We start from the raw sequence: 14,631 nt of genomic DNA, 5'->3' as shown, positions 1-14,631 counted from the left end.
CATGTCGAACATTGTTATCGTGGGCGGTGGTTTCGCTGCCCTTCAAACCATCAAAATGGTGCGCAAGCTAGACCAAGATATTGCGATTACCATGATCACCGCTGATGCGGGCGTTGAGTACAGTAAGCCAAACCTTTCGCATGCGTTCAGCCAGGCACAGACGCCTGAAACACTGGCAATACATAGTGCGAAACAGTTGGCTGAGCAGTACAACGTCGTTATCAAGACCAAAGCGCTGGTGAGCGAGATAGACACTAAACAGCAATGTGTTCATGTTGATGACGAAACTATCCATTATTCGAAGTTGGTATTAGCGACAGGCGCAACGCCCTTCATACCACCAGCTAAGGGGTTAAAACGCAGCGCGACGATTACTCTTAATAGCTTGGAAGAGTTCGAAAAATACAAAGCGCAGATCGATGATGCACAGCGAGTCACTGTGATTGGCGGCGGCTTGATCGGGGTCGAGCTCGCCTTCGACCTTCAAACCGCAGGCAAAGATGTCACTATCATCGAACCCGCGAGTTACTTGCTCAATAGCTTAGTGCCACCTTTCGTGTCCCTAGACTTGGAAAGAGAGTTAAGAAAAGCAGGCGTCACCGTTGAAACCGATTCAACGGTGTGTCGAGCAACTGATCTCGCTGATGGGGTCAGGTTGCAAACCACTTCTTCTCGCTTGATACGAACTGATGTCGTGATTGCAGCCGCAGGGCTAAAACCAAACACGCAGCTCGCGACACAAGCGGGCATCGATGTAAACAGAGGGATTGTGGTCGATGAAACCATGAGAACCAGTGCCGAGAATGTGTATGCGATTGGTGACTGCGCCGAAATAGAGGGTCGTGTGATGGCTTATCTGCAACCCGCTATTTTGTCTGCAAACGTGTTGGCGAAGCAGCTCTCTATGGATAAAGATAAGCTCATAGCGGGAGAAGGAAAGCTCAGCTTGCCTCACATCATTACTAAGGTGAAAACGCCAAGTTACCCAATTCAGCTTGCCGGACGAGATATTCAAACCGCGCAGAGCTGGGAAACGCGATTCGACCCGAAAGGCATTATCGCAAAAGGCTTTAATGAAGATGATCAGTTGGTTGGGTTCATTGTCACGGGCGAGCACACCAAAGCCGCTTTCCCTCTGCTTAAAGAGCTACAAGCAAGCTCACCCGCATAAATACTGCTGCCAATAAAACGAAAAAAGCCAGTCAACAGACTGGCTTTTTTATACGTTAAACGTGTTGTTCACATTAACCGATAAACGAGATGTACCCTTGTAGGATAATCAGGTTAACAATATCGATAAAGAAGGCACCCACGATTGGAACAACCATGAAGGCTTGTGGTGACGGACCGAAACGGTTCACCAAAGAACCCATGTTCATTACCGCTGTTGGTGTTGCACCTAGGCCGAAACCACAGTGACCACCCGCCATAACTGCAGCGTCGTAGTTCGAACCCATCACTTTGAACGTCACAAAGTAAGAGAAGATACCCAACACAACGGCCTGAACAGCAAGGATGACCAAGAACGGAATCGCAAGGTCAAAGATGTTCCACAGTTTCAAGCTCATTAGCGCCATCGCTAGGAACAGTGACAATGACACAGTACCCAGAATATCGACCGTTTCGCTGTCGGTTTTGTGCAGCTTAGTCACTTCAAAAACGTTAGTGATGAACACACCAATAAACAACGCGTAAACGAAGTCAGGAATCATCAACCAAGAAATTTCAAAGGTCGCTACCCATTGCTCTAAATATCTCGCACCCGTGATACAGATAAGAAGAATGAACAATACTTCAATCACCTTCTTCGCCGTCACTTTGTCTTCTTCATACTCGTTATAAGTAACCAGTTCAGGGAAGCGTTCGTGCGTTTGCGTGCCAGTACCGTATTCAGATTCAAGATTGTTCTTATCAATCAGCTTTTGCGCCACAGGGCTACCGATGATACCGCCGATAATCAAACCGAAGGTGGCAGAAGCCATCGCGATTTCTAGGGTGTTAGCAATGCCAAACGTGTCTGCGAAGGTTTGAGACCAAGCCGCGCCTGTACCGTGACCGCCAGATAACGTGATAGAACCCGCTATCAAACCCATTAAAGGTTCAAGACCTAGGGCGGTTGCCAGTGTCACGCCCACACCATTTTGAATAATGATGTAAACCGAAGCGACACCTAAGAACAAGAACACCTTTGCGCCACCCTTTATAAGCTGGGTGTAGTTAGCAGCAAGGCCAACCGTTGCAAAGAACATCAACATGAATGTGTTCTGTAAAGGCAAGGAGAACTCAAGATCAACGCCGTTAAAATGTAGGGCTGTAATAGCAAAAGCGACGATCAAGCCGCCGACGATGGGCTCTGGAATGTTGTACTTTTTGAGAACCGGTAGCTTTGCATTTACAAAATGCCCTAGAAACAAAACACTAATCGCGATTAGGAAGGATTCTAGTGGCCCTATTGAAATTAATTGATTCATATAACCTCTATTTTTTTACGTTCTCATCTTCCCTAATGAGTCTAGTTTTATCTGTAATTGTTTGTGCTGCTCTACCTATATTTATGCAAATCGGTAAGAAATTGTGGATTTGAAAGCCGAACACATTACTGCGTCTGCCTAGTGTCATGTTAGTGGCACGTTAACTTTTATAGGAGATAGAAGGTTTTGTGACAACAATCACCTCCAAATAAGTCTAGGCTGATACAAATGTTATTGTCGATATTCCGCTTTCTGCATGCCTAAAAAAGCAAAAAGGAGCTATTGCTAGCTCCTCTTTTATCACCATCGCTGGTAATTAGAATTTTTTCGGTGCGTAACCCGTCATAACCTCAATGCGAAGCTCTTTACCAATCTTCGTCATTGGGTGAACAACCACTAATCCTTTTACAGACTTTTTCAGTTTACCCATATCTGCTTGCTCAGCTTTCGTGATTTCACGGCTAAATGGCATATCAAGCAACGACTTACGCTCTTGATTCACATCGAAGCTTTGCTTGTGCTTAAGCTGGGCAATTTTCTTCGTTAGCTTCTTAATCTCTTCTTCAAACTGACGAACAACAGGACGATCATTACGAGTTTTAGCAGCATCTAACTTGTGGCGACACTTGTCTAGACGGTTGTTAATTTGTTGAAGTTCGTTTTTAGCACTCATAATAATTTCCTAAGATTAAGCAAGCCAATTCGGATTGGGGCGCGGAGTATAGCACAAGGGTTTACGTGAACCGAAATTTATCTTAAAAATCACCAATGGGATGAAATCTAACCTAAACTGTCTATCAATCCACCTTCAGTCGCTCGCGAATCAATCTGGAGCTGAACATTCAAACAAATCACAAGGACCCGCGATGACACACCTGAAACAAGCACTGATCTATAGCCTAGCCATTGGCTCTGTGTTTGCCACAACTTATGCGTCCAGTGAAGCATCCGATGACAATACACTGCCTAACAATCTGATCGTTGAATATGCAACGCCTCAAACTGATGAAGAAAGGCAGATTAAGGAAGAGATTGAGCTCAGTGGCGTCAATGACACCGTGATTGACCTATCGAATCAACTATTCATGTTCAAGCAGCCCTTGGTCATTCAATACGGTGGCGATGATGGTCCACTCTACGATCCACAAACCCATCAGGTACTCATCCCATACGGTTTTTACGCCGAATCCCTCAATTACTTTGAGAAGAACCAATACGAAAAAGAGTACGGCAAACCGGCACAAACTGGGGCTGTCGATACCTTGCTGCATACTCTGTTGCACGAAGCAGGGCATGCTTATATCGAAGACCAAAAGATTGCCATCTTGGGCAAAGAAGAAGATGCAGTCGACAACCTAGCGACCATCCTGCTGCTGAACTATGTGGAACACGGTGCCGATGCCGCGATCAGCGCGGCCGACATGTTTGCCTTCGAATCTGAAGATCGCCCTGAATATTATGATTTAGGTGAATACATCGATGAGCACAGCTTTGACCTTCAACGCTACTTCTCTACTCTGTGCTTGGTGTATGGCAGCGACCCTGAAGCCTATAAGAATTTACTCGATGAAGTGGAAAACGACTATTTGAAAGACAGAAAGGAGTTCTGCGTCGAGCACTTTGATGTGATTACAGAGAATTGGCATCAGTATTTAAAAGATAGTGACGATGCTTGAATGCTTAAAGTTTAGTGTCGAGAACGAGACAAAACGGCTTTGGCATCAAACTCCAAAGCCGTCACTTGATAGGTAGGCTTAAGTCTTATGTGTTAAGAGCATAAACCCTACACCTTCACTTTGTACTTAAGATCTTGGGCTTCATCGCCTGTCATGCCTCGGAATCCCCAACAGTGCGACGGCTGTTCTTTGATGGTAATTTCAATATCAATCGGAGAGATAGCCAGCTGCTTTTCTATTTCAGAAAATATCTTCTTAATTAGGCGCTTCTTGGTGTTCACTGCTCGACCTTCCATCATGTTGATCTCAATAACGGTGTAGGCCTCTGTCCGTCCTTCAGGGTAAAAGAAATCGTCTCTTTCTAAAGGCACAAACCGATGGGCGCGCTTGTCATCAGGTAAACCCATCTCACTGTTTAAACACTGCTGCAACACGTTCGAGAGTTGCAACTTAATTGGATTTAAGCACTCTTTGATACCATAGATAACAATCATGACCATTCCTTTGATGCGATGTCAGGTAAAGAAGAACGTTAGATAGCAGCATCGTCTAGCCACTACACATTCGCTTACTATTTGTACATATAGTACCTAATACCGTCGATGAAAGAAGGTTAAAACAATGAATTTATGAACAGGTGCAACAAAAAACATATCCTCACCAAATGGCAGCAAACAATTACAGCCACAGCGAATTGATCGAACCCGTGCCACTGCCCGTATATCTCCTTGAATCACATCTGAACTAAGGAGTGCTATGTGCCTAATACACCTAGGAAGACCACACGGACAAAAGCCGAACCAGAAACACCCGTAGAGTCTTCCCTAGAACTCGCTGTGTTTCCTCTTCCCATCTTCCTGTTACCTGGAGGGAGACAAAGGCTGCGCATTTTTGAGCCCAAATTCCTTGCGATGGTCGCACACGCAGCGCAGGGCGATGGCTTCATCATTGCCACTCAAGACAACGTAAAGGCAGAACACCTCAGCTCTTGGGGAACCAAAGTATCCATCGTAGACTTTAATATGTCTGATGATCAGATATTGGAGATCGATGTGGAGGGTCAGCAACTTGTGCAGCTTCACTCCTCTCACAGAGATACCGTTGGCCTAATCAAAAGTAAATTCAGACCACTGCCCCATTGGCCAGTTCTCGAATACGACGTGCCTAACGTGTTTACTGCGTTTTTGGTCCAACTGTTTCGCGACCACGATTCGATAAGAACCCTTTACCCCACACCTGATTTCGAAAGCCCGCAATGGATTTGCGCGCGGCTACTCGAAATGATGCCTATCCCTTTGGAAAAGAAAACAGAGTTCACCGAGCCTGCTAGCTTTCCTTCTTTAGTTCCTTTTTTGAATCAAATCATTACGGGGCAATAAGCACTTTTCTTCACTATAATTTTGTATAGTGGAAATTAATTTAAATTAAAGTGATCCCGGCCTTCAACTTTCACGTAGTGCCACTCAAATTCGCATGATGGTTATTTACTATGCAAGTCGAAAGTAGAAGTTCAGGGAAAGGCAAGGAGCATGTCATTATCCCAGACAAAAAAACAACGACCGAATCCAAGGTTCCAGCAGAGCTTTCAAGTTGGTTGATCTTGGTTGGTACAGACAGAGACAAGCAGGCATTTACCTGTTTGTTCAAGTTCTTTGCTCCCAAGATAAAGCGCTTCGGAATTAGCAAGCTAGGCGGTGAAGCTGCTGCAAACGAGCTGGTTCAAGACACCATGACCAACGTTTGGAAGAAAGCCCATCTTTACAATGAAGACAAGGGCGCTGCGACGACTTGGGTCTACACCGTTATGCGAAACGCCGCTTTTGATATGTTGCGTAAAGTTAAAGCCAAAGCGGAACAGACAATCGCAGACGACATCTGGCCTATTGACGCGATGGTTGCTGAATCTCAAAGCGATGAATTACCGTTTGGCGATCATTTGATGAGCCGACACGTAATGACTCAAATAGAGAAACTGCCTCTGGCTCAGAAAACTATTGTCAAAGGCGTTTACTTTCAAGAACTCTCTCAAGAGCAGCTTGCACAACAACTTGGCGTCCCACTTGGAACAGTGAAATCACGTCTAAGACTCGCTTTAGCCAAACTTAAGGTTCACATGGGGGAACAAAGCCATGATTAAACATCACCCTAACGAAGCAATTTTGAAAGACTTTGTTGACGGCACGCTTGCTGACTCAGTGTCTCTAATTGTGTCGAGCCATGTAGAGCTATGTGAACACTGCCAAGAGAAAGTGAAACAGTTAACGGCTGAAGCGGCGAACAATGCCTTTGATAAAGAACCTGCGTTCGCGAGCGAAGAATCAGACAACTTTGCGATGGACGACATGGATTTCGACTTTGATGCAATCGAGCAGATTACTGCTGATTTATCTCAGTCAGTGGAAGTTGAGCCTAAGGTAGAGCAAGTTACCGTTGCAGATACCACGTTCACAATTCCTCGCGCTCTGAATTCAGTGGCGAGAAAAGATTGGATGAACCTAGGCAAAATTTCACGAGCAAGACTCGATTTCGATGACGAAGCACACCACACCAGTTTGCTGCACATCGATAAAGATGGACAAGTGCCTTGCCACACTCACAAAGGCTTCGAGATCACGCTGCTTTTAGAAGGTAGTTTCGAAGACGAAATGGGTGTCTACAACAAAGGCGACTTCATCTGGTTGGATGGTAATCATACTCACCAACCTGCGACCAAAGAAGGTTGTGTGTGCTTGACCGTTTCAAGTGATGCCTTGTACTTCACTAAAGGTGTCAGCCAATTGTTCAACCCGTTAGGTAAGTACATTTACTAGTTTAAAATGATTTACCGGGTAGATCACAAGATGCACAGCGTTGGCTAGGTAGAAAGGTAACAACCGGACTAAAGTAGTCTGGTATAAGCAATAAACCACATAATATAAAAACAATAATGAGCAATGAGCGTAAGGAATTGACCAATGGATAAAAAAATAAAAATAGGCATTAGTGCATGTGTCGCCGGTCATAAAGTTCGGTTCGATACTGGCCATAAACGTTCTCGCTTCTGCACAGACGACCTAGCAGATTACGTTGAGCTGGAACCCGTTTGTCCAGAAATGGGCGTTGGTCTTCCAACTCCACGTCCAACTATACGCCAAACAAGAATGCTGGATGACATCATCCATGTTTCTCGCCCAGATGGGTCTGGTGATGTGACCAATGAGTTAATCGAATTCGGTCAAAACTACTCGAAGAATAACCAACACATCGCGGGTTTCATCGTTTGTCAGAAGAGCCCAACTTGTGGCATGGAGCGCGTGAAGGTGTATCACCATCACGGTCGTGGCTCTGAATCAACAGGTGTGGGTATGTTCACCCAGCAGATCATGGATGGTAATCCGCTGCTTCCAGTTGAAGAAAACGGTCGCCTTAACGACCCAATTCTGCGAGAAAACTTCATGACCCGAGTGTTCACTTACCAGAAGTGGTTAGACCTTGTTGACGAAGGCATAACTAAGCACAAGTTGATTCAATTCCACAGTGCTCACAAATATCTAGTGATGTGTCATCACGTAGAAGGTTACAAACGCCTTGGTAAGCTTCTAGCCGGGAACGATCTCGACATCAACGAGCTTGCAGATCAGTACATCGAAGGTTTGATGACGGCGTTATCACATCACGCAAACCGCGGCAGTCACGCTAATACACTTCAGCATTTACAAGGCTACTTTAAGAAGCAATTGAGCAGTGCTCACAAGCAAGAGCTAGCTAACCAAATTGCTTCATTCAGAGAGGGCGTTATTCCCCTGTTAGTGCCACTGACACTGATCAACCACTACCTGATGGAATATCCGAACGAGTACCTAGAATCACAGGTTTATCTAAACCCTCACCCTCAAGAACTTAAACTGAGATATGGATATTGAGCGACATTCTATGGATACGACGAGACCTGCGGATTCACGATAATCCAGCTCTCGTCGCTGCAATTGAAAACGGCGTTTCTATCGCCGTTTTTATTTCAACTCCGCAGCAGTGGCAACAGCATCACCTTGCTCCAATAAAAGCAGACTTCATTTACCGACACCTCAAGCAGCTCGAATCACAGCTCGAGGAATTCGGTATTACTCTGATGCACCTCAAAGCCACAGATTTTGACGACCAAGCCACAAAGCTTATCGAATTGTACAAACAGCTCGATGCTCAGTCTGTTTACGCCAATTCAGAGCCGGAAGTGGATGAGCAAGCTCGCGACCATCAACTCATATCACGCGGTGTGAACCTCCAAATCAGCGATTGCGACGTGATGCTGCCATTGGGTAGCGTGCTTAATCAGCAAGGCGAGATGTTCAAGGTATTCACTCCCTTCAAAAACGCTTGGTTAAAACAGGTACAAGCTAAAGGCATTCAATGCAGTCATGCTCCAGTGATGCCAACTGAAATCCCTGATGACCAACGTTCAGAAGCGCAGTTACCTGACAGACTTTCAGCCTATCGACTTGCCGATGATTACGACTTCGACTTCCCTCGCGTTGATTCAAGTCGCTGGCCGATGAGCGAAGATGTACTAAGCAGCGTGATCCCCAATTTCTTGGCTAACAAAGTCAATGACTATGCACACCTGAGAGACATCCCTTCCGTCAAAGGAACCTCTGGACTGTCACCTTACTTGACGATCGGTGCAGTGAGCCCAAGATGGTTAGCGATTCAATTGATTCAGCAACAACCTGATCTGCTGTTTGACTCGCAATTACCTGCCTTTTCTTGGCTTAATGAATTGATTTGGCGAGATTTTTATAAGCATTTAATGTTTCATCATCCTAAACTGGTTAAAGGCGCTAACTTTCAACAAAAGTACAATGGCTTAGATTGGTATCAGGATCACCCGAGCTTCAAAGCTTGGTGTGAAGGGAGAACCGGCTATCCGTTAGTTGATGCAGCCATGCGCCAATTGGTTGATACAGGTTGGATGCACAACAGACTAAGAATGGTGGTGGCGAGCTTCCTGACCAAACACCTGCTGATTGACTGGCGTTGGGGCGAGCGATTCTTTATGACGCACCTTATCGATGGTGATTTCAGCGCTAACAACGGTGGTTGGCAGTGGGCTTCAAGTACTGGCTGTGATGCTCAACCTTACTTCCGAATTTTCAATCCAATCACCCAGAGTGAAAAGTTTGATCCGAAAGGGATTTTTATTCGTAAGTACATACCAGAGCTGCAAAATATTCCCGACAAGCATGTGCATTTTCCACATGATTACATTGCAAAAAACGGAATTAACAGCGAATACTGGCAACCCATCGTTGAACACAAAGAAGCACGATTGAGAGCCTTAGCCTTTTTCAAATAATTAGAGTGAACACTATGGATAACTCTCTATGGCTTGATAACTTTCTCAACATGTATCGAGAACTCGGAACCGACAATTTCGATGTGCTAAAGACGGTTTATCACCCTGATATCGAATTCCAAGATCCGCTGCATCATGTCAGCGGAATTGCTGCGCTAACTCATTACTTCGAAAACATCTACACACAAGTGACCAGCTGTGATTTCCACATCGAGCACGTTTTTGAAGCCAATGGCGAAGCCGCGGTGTATTGGACGATGCAATTCGCTCACAAGCAGTTGAACGGTCAAAAGCCTATCGAAGTTCAAGGCCACAGCCACCTGAAGATGCTCGATGACCAAGTGATCTATCACAGAGATTATCTCGACGTCGGCTCGATGTTGTATGAACACATTCCAGTCTTGGGGTGCGCAATCAAATCCATCAAGAAAAGAGCGAGCCGATAATGCGTATTATGATCACAGGCGCGACCTCAGGTATCGGCCAATCACTGACTCTCGATTATGCTCAACAAGGGCATCAGGTGATTGCTTGTGGCCGTAACCCAGAAAAGCTACAAGCGTTAGTCGATTCCCACGAGACGGATTTATCTCACTCATCGATAGAGCCACTTTGCTTTGACCTAACCGATTACCACAACTTCCCGGAACTAGACCCAGACCAGCCGCTCGATCTGCTGATTTTGAACGCGGGGGATTGTGAGTACATCGACGACCCAATCAATTTTGATGCGGAGCTTTTCGAGCGCGTCATCAACATTAACCTAATATCCATTGGCTACGCCTTAAAAGCGTGGCTCAAAAATATCAAACCCGGCGGTCGCTTGGTTTTGGTAAGCTCAAGCGCCAGCTTTTTGCCTTTGCCTAGAGCCGAGGCTTATGGCGCTTCAAAGGCGGCACTCACGTATTTAGGAAGAACGCTTTCGGTTGACCTGGCACAGCACGATATCCATGTCTCAATTGTGCACCCTGGCTTCGTAGAAACGCCATTAACCGAGCGAAATACGTTCTCTATGCCTATGATTATTAGTAGTGAGGCCGCAACTCAGCGAATCGTAAACGGTATTGCTCAAGGAAAGAGTGAGATCGATTTCCCAAGACGATTCATTATGTTGATGAAGCTGTTAAGAATGCTTCCAACTCCAGTTTGGCAAAAACTCGCTTCAAGGATGGTATAACAATGAAGAAGATCGCCATTATTGGTTCAGGCATCTCTGGACTCACTTGCGCGCACATATTAGATAAGCACCACGACGTAACGGTATTCGAAAAAAATGATTACGTTGGGGGTCACACCGCCACTGTTGATATTGAACATCAAGGCTCGGCGTTTTCTATCGACACTGGCTTTATCGTATTCAACGATCGAACCTATCCAAATTTCAATCAACTCCTCGAACAACTGGGCGTCGAAAGGCAACCCACCGAGATGAGTTTCAGCGTTCACAACACAACCACCAAGTTTGAATACAACGGCCACAGCATTAATTCTCTGTTTGCTCAACGAAGTAATATCTTCAAACCGCAGTTCTGGTCGTTGGTTTCTGACATTCTTAAGTTCAACAAATTGTGTAAAGCACAATTCGAAAGCAATGTGTTTACTCCTGACGTTACCCTTGGCAGTTTCTTGCGTGATAACCAGTTTTCTGACTTCTTTAGCCAGCACTACATTCTGCCGATGGGCGCCGCTATTTGGTCGACAAGCTTAGAAGAGATGGAAGAGTTTGAGCTCAAGTTCTTTATTCAGTTCTTCTATAACCATGGCCTGCTCGACATTGCCAACCGCCCGCAGTGGTACGTGATCCCTAAAGGGTCTCGCTCTTATGTTGAGATCATCCTTTCGCGCTTGAACAAACCAGTCGCGTTGAATACATCAATCAAACAGGTCACCCGCCAAGAGACTGGCATTACCATTGAGTTTGAAGATGGCGGCGCGCAAGACTTCGATGAAGTGATATTCGCTTGTCACTCAGACCAAGCCTTACGCTTACTTGGTGACGCAACCGAACATGAGCAGCAGGTACTGGGCGAGATCCCATACAGCCGCAACGAAGTGGTGCTGCACACAGACACCAACCTGCTACCAGACAGAAAACTAGCGTGGGCGAGCTGGAACTACATGCTCGATGGCAACAGTAAACGACCAGCTTGTGTGACGTACAACATGAACATTCTGCAAGGTATTGAAAGCCAAGACACCTTCTGCGTGACCTTAAATCAGAGTGAAGCGATCGATCCAAAGAAAATCATTCGAAGCTTTGTGTATCACCACCCTGTTCTGAATTCGAACACGGTGAACGCACAGCAACAACGTGAAAAAATCTGCGGCCAAAATAAGACCCACTTTGCAGGCGCTTATTGGTACAACGGATTCCATGAAGATGGCGTCCACAGTGCGCTCGATGTGACTAAACGCTTCGGCTTAGATTTGAGTACGAGTTCAGCACTATGAACACGCACACCATGACACCCAACATGGGGGCCGCATCCGAAAAGAGTGAAGAGTTCAGCGGTATCTATTGGGGTAACGTAAGACACCGCCGTTTTGGTGACATCACTCATGAGTTCAGTTATCAGCTTTATATGATGGGGTTGGATCTTGATGAACTGCCCCAAACCACAGCGCGCAGTGCGCTGTTTGGAACTCGATGGTATAACCCGATTCGCTTCGTCGAATCGGATTATCTTGCTGAAAAAAAAGAAAATGTCTCAACGAATGAACCTAAATCGCTCAAGCAACGTATAGCTTCCAAAGTGCAACAACTTGGTGGGATTTGGTCTGATTCAAACCGGGTGACGATGCTAGCTCAGTGCCGTTGTTTAGGTATCTATTTCAGCCCGATCAACTGCTTCTTCTGTTATGACGAAATAGGCGATTGCAGATATATGTTGGCTGAAGTGAGTAACACGCCTTGGCGAGAAAGACACTACTACCTCATCGACATGCACCAAGAGCTGAAGGTAAAGAAAGAGTTTCACGTTTCGCCGTTCATGGACTTAAACATGACCTATTTTTGGAAGATTAAGCCACCATCGAAACGAACACTCGTTCACATCGAGAGCCGCAGAAGTGACAAAATTTTCGATGCGACACTGGCACTGACTAAGCAGTCTGTGACCCAAAAAAACATTAGACGAACGGTATTCAAGATTCCGGCAATGACGATAAAAGTCGTGATGGGCATCTATTATCAGGCTCTCAAATTATTCCTGAAAAAAGTACCGTTCGTGGCGCACCCTGACTCAACGTCTTAAGCGCTTTTACAGTAACTAGACAGTACAACTCAAGCAACAATTTGGGTGTGCTTAACCAAAGAACAGCACCCGACTTTAGTTGGCAAAAAGTTAGAATGAATTCTCAGCGAGGTTTACATGGAACAGCTTGCAAAACAAAACAACAACATTGAACAACAAGCTAATGCCGTTGCTGTTTCAAGCAACTGTAAATATCGAGCTTTAATCTTCAAGGTGTTAGAACGCCTTCAATTCGCAACGCTTGAAATCATCGAGCGCGATCAGCATTCAGTGTTTGGTGATCGAGAAGCAGACTTGAAAGGTCGAATCGTGATTCATGATGCGACCTTTTTTAGAGATGTTGTTATCAACGGCAGTATCGGGGCATCTGAAGCCTACATTGATGGTAAATGGACCAGCCCGAATCTGACTCGTGTTATCCAAATCATGGCGCGCAACCAAGCGCAACTAGACGAACTGGACGATAAGACACAATGGATCTCTCGCATCAAAAATCTGCTACTGCGCCGTAAGAATGCCAATACCGAGCAAGGGTCTAAACGCAACATTCTGGCTCACTACGATATCGGCAACGAACTGTATGAGCGATTCCTAGATAGCTCAATGCAATACTCATCGGCTATCTACAGTGAAGACGCGTTAACCCTTTCTAAAGCCCAACAAAACAAGATGAAAACCATCTGTGAGCGTTTAGAACTTTCGGAATCGGATAGCGTGGTTGAAATCGGCACTGGCTGGGGCGGCTTAGCGATATTTATGGCTCAACATTATGGCTGCCACGTGACGACCACTACCATTTCAGACGCTCAGCACGAGCTTGCTGAACAACGCGTGAAAGCGCTTGGTTTAACCGACAAAATTACCCTGCTTAAAGAGGATTATCGTAACCTCACTGGTGAGTATGACAAGTTGGTCTCTATTGAGATGATCGAAGCGGTAGGCCACGAATATCTGCAAACCTTCTTTGAGAAGTGCTCTTCGTTACTGAAACCTTCAGGCAAGATGCTGATTCAAGCCATCACCATTGCTGACAGCCGTTATGAGAAGTACCGCAAAGGCGTCGACTTTATTCAGAAGTACATCTTTCCGGGTGGCTGTTTACCTTCCGTTTCTGTCATGACCCAGCACCTTGCGACCAGTACCGACCTTGTGGTTCAAGAGATTGACGACATCGGCCTGCACTACGCTCGCACACTGAACGACTGGAATGTTGCCTTTGAAAACAGTTGGGAAGAGCTAGAGTCTCTGGGCTACTCAGAAGAGTTTAAGCGCTTATGGATCTTCTACTTCTGCTACTGTGAAGGCGCATTCTTAGAACGCGTGATCAGCACTCACCATGTTGTAGCCAGAAAGCCTCGTTACTTTGGAGCAAAAGATGAAACGGTTTTGGATTATTAATCTCGTTCTGTTTCAAGCGACCTGGGTTTGCAGTGCATTCTTTACCGCGCAAGCCCCGTTCATCGCGCCACTGATTGTGGCCGTGCACTTCTTTCTCTCTCCAACTCGCAATAGCGATCTGAAAATACTCTGTTTACTTCCGTTGGGGCTATTACTCGATAGCCTCATGCTCCACTTCGGCGTGTTTGCCGTCGATTCTGAAATTGCCAATCAATCATGGTTTCCAGTGTGGCTCATCTGCCTATGGATCATGTTTTTGATTAGCTTCAACCACAGCCTTAATTGGCTTTTAAAATGCTCGAAAGTGATCTTGTTCGCCATAGGGTTCGTAGCAGGTACTAGTAGTTATTGGGGAGGCATCAAAGCAGGCGCCCTTCTTACTACTTGGCCAGATGCATCGGTAGTTGCTGCCCTTGCAATGAGTTGGGGGATTTTGTTGCCCTTGCTGGTGGCCGCCTACTCCAACTTAGTACAACCTGAAATGGCAAGGACAACGAGGTGAC

At 45.7% G+C, this 14,631-nt stretch carries 16 protein-coding genes; 13 read left to right on the top strand and 3 right to left on the bottom strand.

Annotated features, from left to right (window positions below; genetic code table 11):
- The first annotated feature begins 1 nt into the window (after nt 1).
- On the top strand, nt 2-1,171 hold the full coding sequence (gene norW, locus L1D37_RS12585; protein ID WP_239848100.1) for an NADH:flavorubredoxin reductase NorW: 1,170 nt from the start codon (nt 2-4) through the stop codon (nt 1,169-1,171).
- 73 nt (nt 1,172-1,244) lie between these two features.
- Here the strand turns inward: norW and gltS are convergent, their stop codons facing one another.
- Both gltS and L1D37_RS12575 read right to left on the bottom strand, forming a co-directional pair.
- Nucleotides 1,245-2,471, bottom strand: coding sequence for a sodium/glutamate symporter (gene gltS, locus L1D37_RS12580; protein ID WP_176679011.1), 1,227 nt, complete (start codon nt 2,469-2,471; stop codon nt 1,245-1,247).
- Nucleotides 2,472-2,787: 316 nt separating this feature from the next.
- Entirely contained in the window at nt 2,788-3,144 is a 357-nt protein-coding gene (locus L1D37_RS12575) for a YibL family ribosome-associated protein (protein WP_132761598.1), read from the bottom strand.
- 193 nt (nt 3,145-3,337) lie between these two features.
- Between L1D37_RS12575 and L1D37_RS12570 the strand changes: the two genes are divergently transcribed.
- On the top strand, nt 3,338-4,147 hold the full coding sequence (locus L1D37_RS12570) for a DUF4344 domain-containing metallopeptidase (protein ID WP_239848099.1): 810 nt from the start codon (nt 3,338-3,340) through the stop codon (nt 4,145-4,147).
- Nucleotides 4,148-4,254: 107 nt separating this feature from the next.
- Here the strand turns inward: L1D37_RS12570 and L1D37_RS12565 are convergent, their stop codons facing one another.
- Entirely contained in the window at nt 4,255-4,641 is a 387-nt protein-coding gene (locus tag L1D37_RS12565; protein ID WP_017070218.1) for a tautomerase family protein, read from the bottom strand.
- 264 nt (nt 4,642-4,905) lie between these two features.
- On the opposite strand from L1D37_RS12565, the gene L1D37_RS12560 reads away from it, so the two are divergent.
- From L1D37_RS12560 to L1D37_RS12510, 11 genes are all read left to right on the top strand, one after another.
- On the top strand, nt 4,906-5,526 hold the full coding sequence (locus L1D37_RS12560) for an LON peptidase substrate-binding domain-containing protein (protein WP_239848098.1): 621 nt from the start codon (nt 4,906-4,908) through the stop codon (nt 5,524-5,526).
- A gap of 110 nt (nt 5,527-5,636) precedes the next feature.
- A complete protein-coding gene (locus L1D37_RS12555; RefSeq protein ID WP_239848097.1) occupies nt 5,637-6,284 on the top strand; it encodes a sigma-70 family RNA polymerase sigma factor in 648 nt (215 codons plus the stop codon).
- Nucleotides 6,277-6,957, top strand: coding sequence for a ChrR family anti-sigma-E factor (locus L1D37_RS12550; protein WP_239848096.1), 681 nt, complete (start codon nt 6,277-6,279; stop codon nt 6,955-6,957). The genes L1D37_RS12555 and L1D37_RS12550 overlap by 8 nt, the downstream gene beginning before the upstream one ends.
- 144 nt (nt 6,958-7,101) lie before the next feature.
- A complete protein-coding gene (locus L1D37_RS12545; RefSeq protein ID WP_239848095.1) occupies nt 7,102-8,049 on the top strand; it encodes a DUF523 and DUF1722 domain-containing protein in 948 nt (315 codons plus the stop codon).
- The gene (gene phrB, locus L1D37_RS12540; RefSeq protein WP_239848094.1) at nt 8,046-9,476 is read left to right on the top strand and encodes a deoxyribodipyrimidine photo-lyase; all 1,431 of its coding nucleotides are present in this window, start codon (nt 8,046-8,048) and stop codon (nt 9,474-9,476) included. The genes L1D37_RS12545 and phrB overlap by 4 nt, the downstream gene beginning before the upstream one ends.
- A 14-nt stretch (nt 9,477-9,490) precedes the next feature.
- Nucleotides 9,491-9,922 carry a nuclear transport factor 2 family protein gene (locus L1D37_RS12535; RefSeq protein ID WP_239848093.1) on the top strand — a complete coding sequence of 144 codons (432 nt, stop codon included), beginning with the start codon at nt 9,491-9,493 and terminating at the stop codon, nt 9,920-9,922.
- Nucleotides 9,922-10,653 carry an SDR family NAD(P)-dependent oxidoreductase gene (locus tag L1D37_RS12530; protein ID WP_239848092.1) on the top strand — a complete coding sequence of 244 codons (732 nt, stop codon included), beginning with the start codon at nt 9,922-9,924 and terminating at the stop codon, nt 10,651-10,653. The genes L1D37_RS12535 and L1D37_RS12530 overlap by 1 nt, the downstream gene beginning before the upstream one ends.
- A 2-nt stretch (nt 10,654-10,655) precedes the next feature.
- Nucleotides 10,656-11,927, top strand: a complete 1,272-nt coding sequence (locus L1D37_RS12525; RefSeq protein ID WP_239848091.1) for an FAD-dependent oxidoreductase — start codon at nt 10,656-10,658, stop codon at nt 11,925-11,927.
- Nucleotides 11,924-12,730, top strand: coding sequence for a DUF1365 domain-containing protein (locus tag L1D37_RS12520; RefSeq protein ID WP_239848090.1), 807 nt, complete (start codon nt 11,924-11,926; stop codon nt 12,728-12,730). The genes L1D37_RS12525 and L1D37_RS12520 overlap by 4 nt, the downstream gene beginning before the upstream one ends.
- Before the next feature lie 117 nt (nt 12,731-12,847).
- A complete protein-coding gene (locus tag L1D37_RS12515) occupies nt 12,848-14,128 on the top strand; it encodes a cyclopropane-fatty-acyl-phospholipid synthase family protein (protein ID WP_239848089.1) in 1,281 nt (426 codons plus the stop codon).
- Nucleotides 14,106-14,630, top strand: a complete 525-nt coding sequence (locus L1D37_RS12510; protein WP_176679022.1) for a DUF2878 domain-containing protein — start codon at nt 14,106-14,108, stop codon at nt 14,628-14,630. The genes L1D37_RS12515 and L1D37_RS12510 overlap by 23 nt, the downstream gene beginning before the upstream one ends.
- Nucleotide 14,631 lies beyond the last annotated feature (1 nt).

Source organism: Vibrio sp. Isolate33, from assembly GCF_022397895.1.
In the GTDB taxonomy this organism is placed as follows: Bacteria; Pseudomonadota; Gammaproteobacteria; order Enterobacterales; family Vibrionaceae; genus Vibrio; species Vibrio pomeroyi.
Note: the sequence above shows the minus strand (reverse complement) of the source record. Positions and strands in the feature narration are given on the sequence as shown.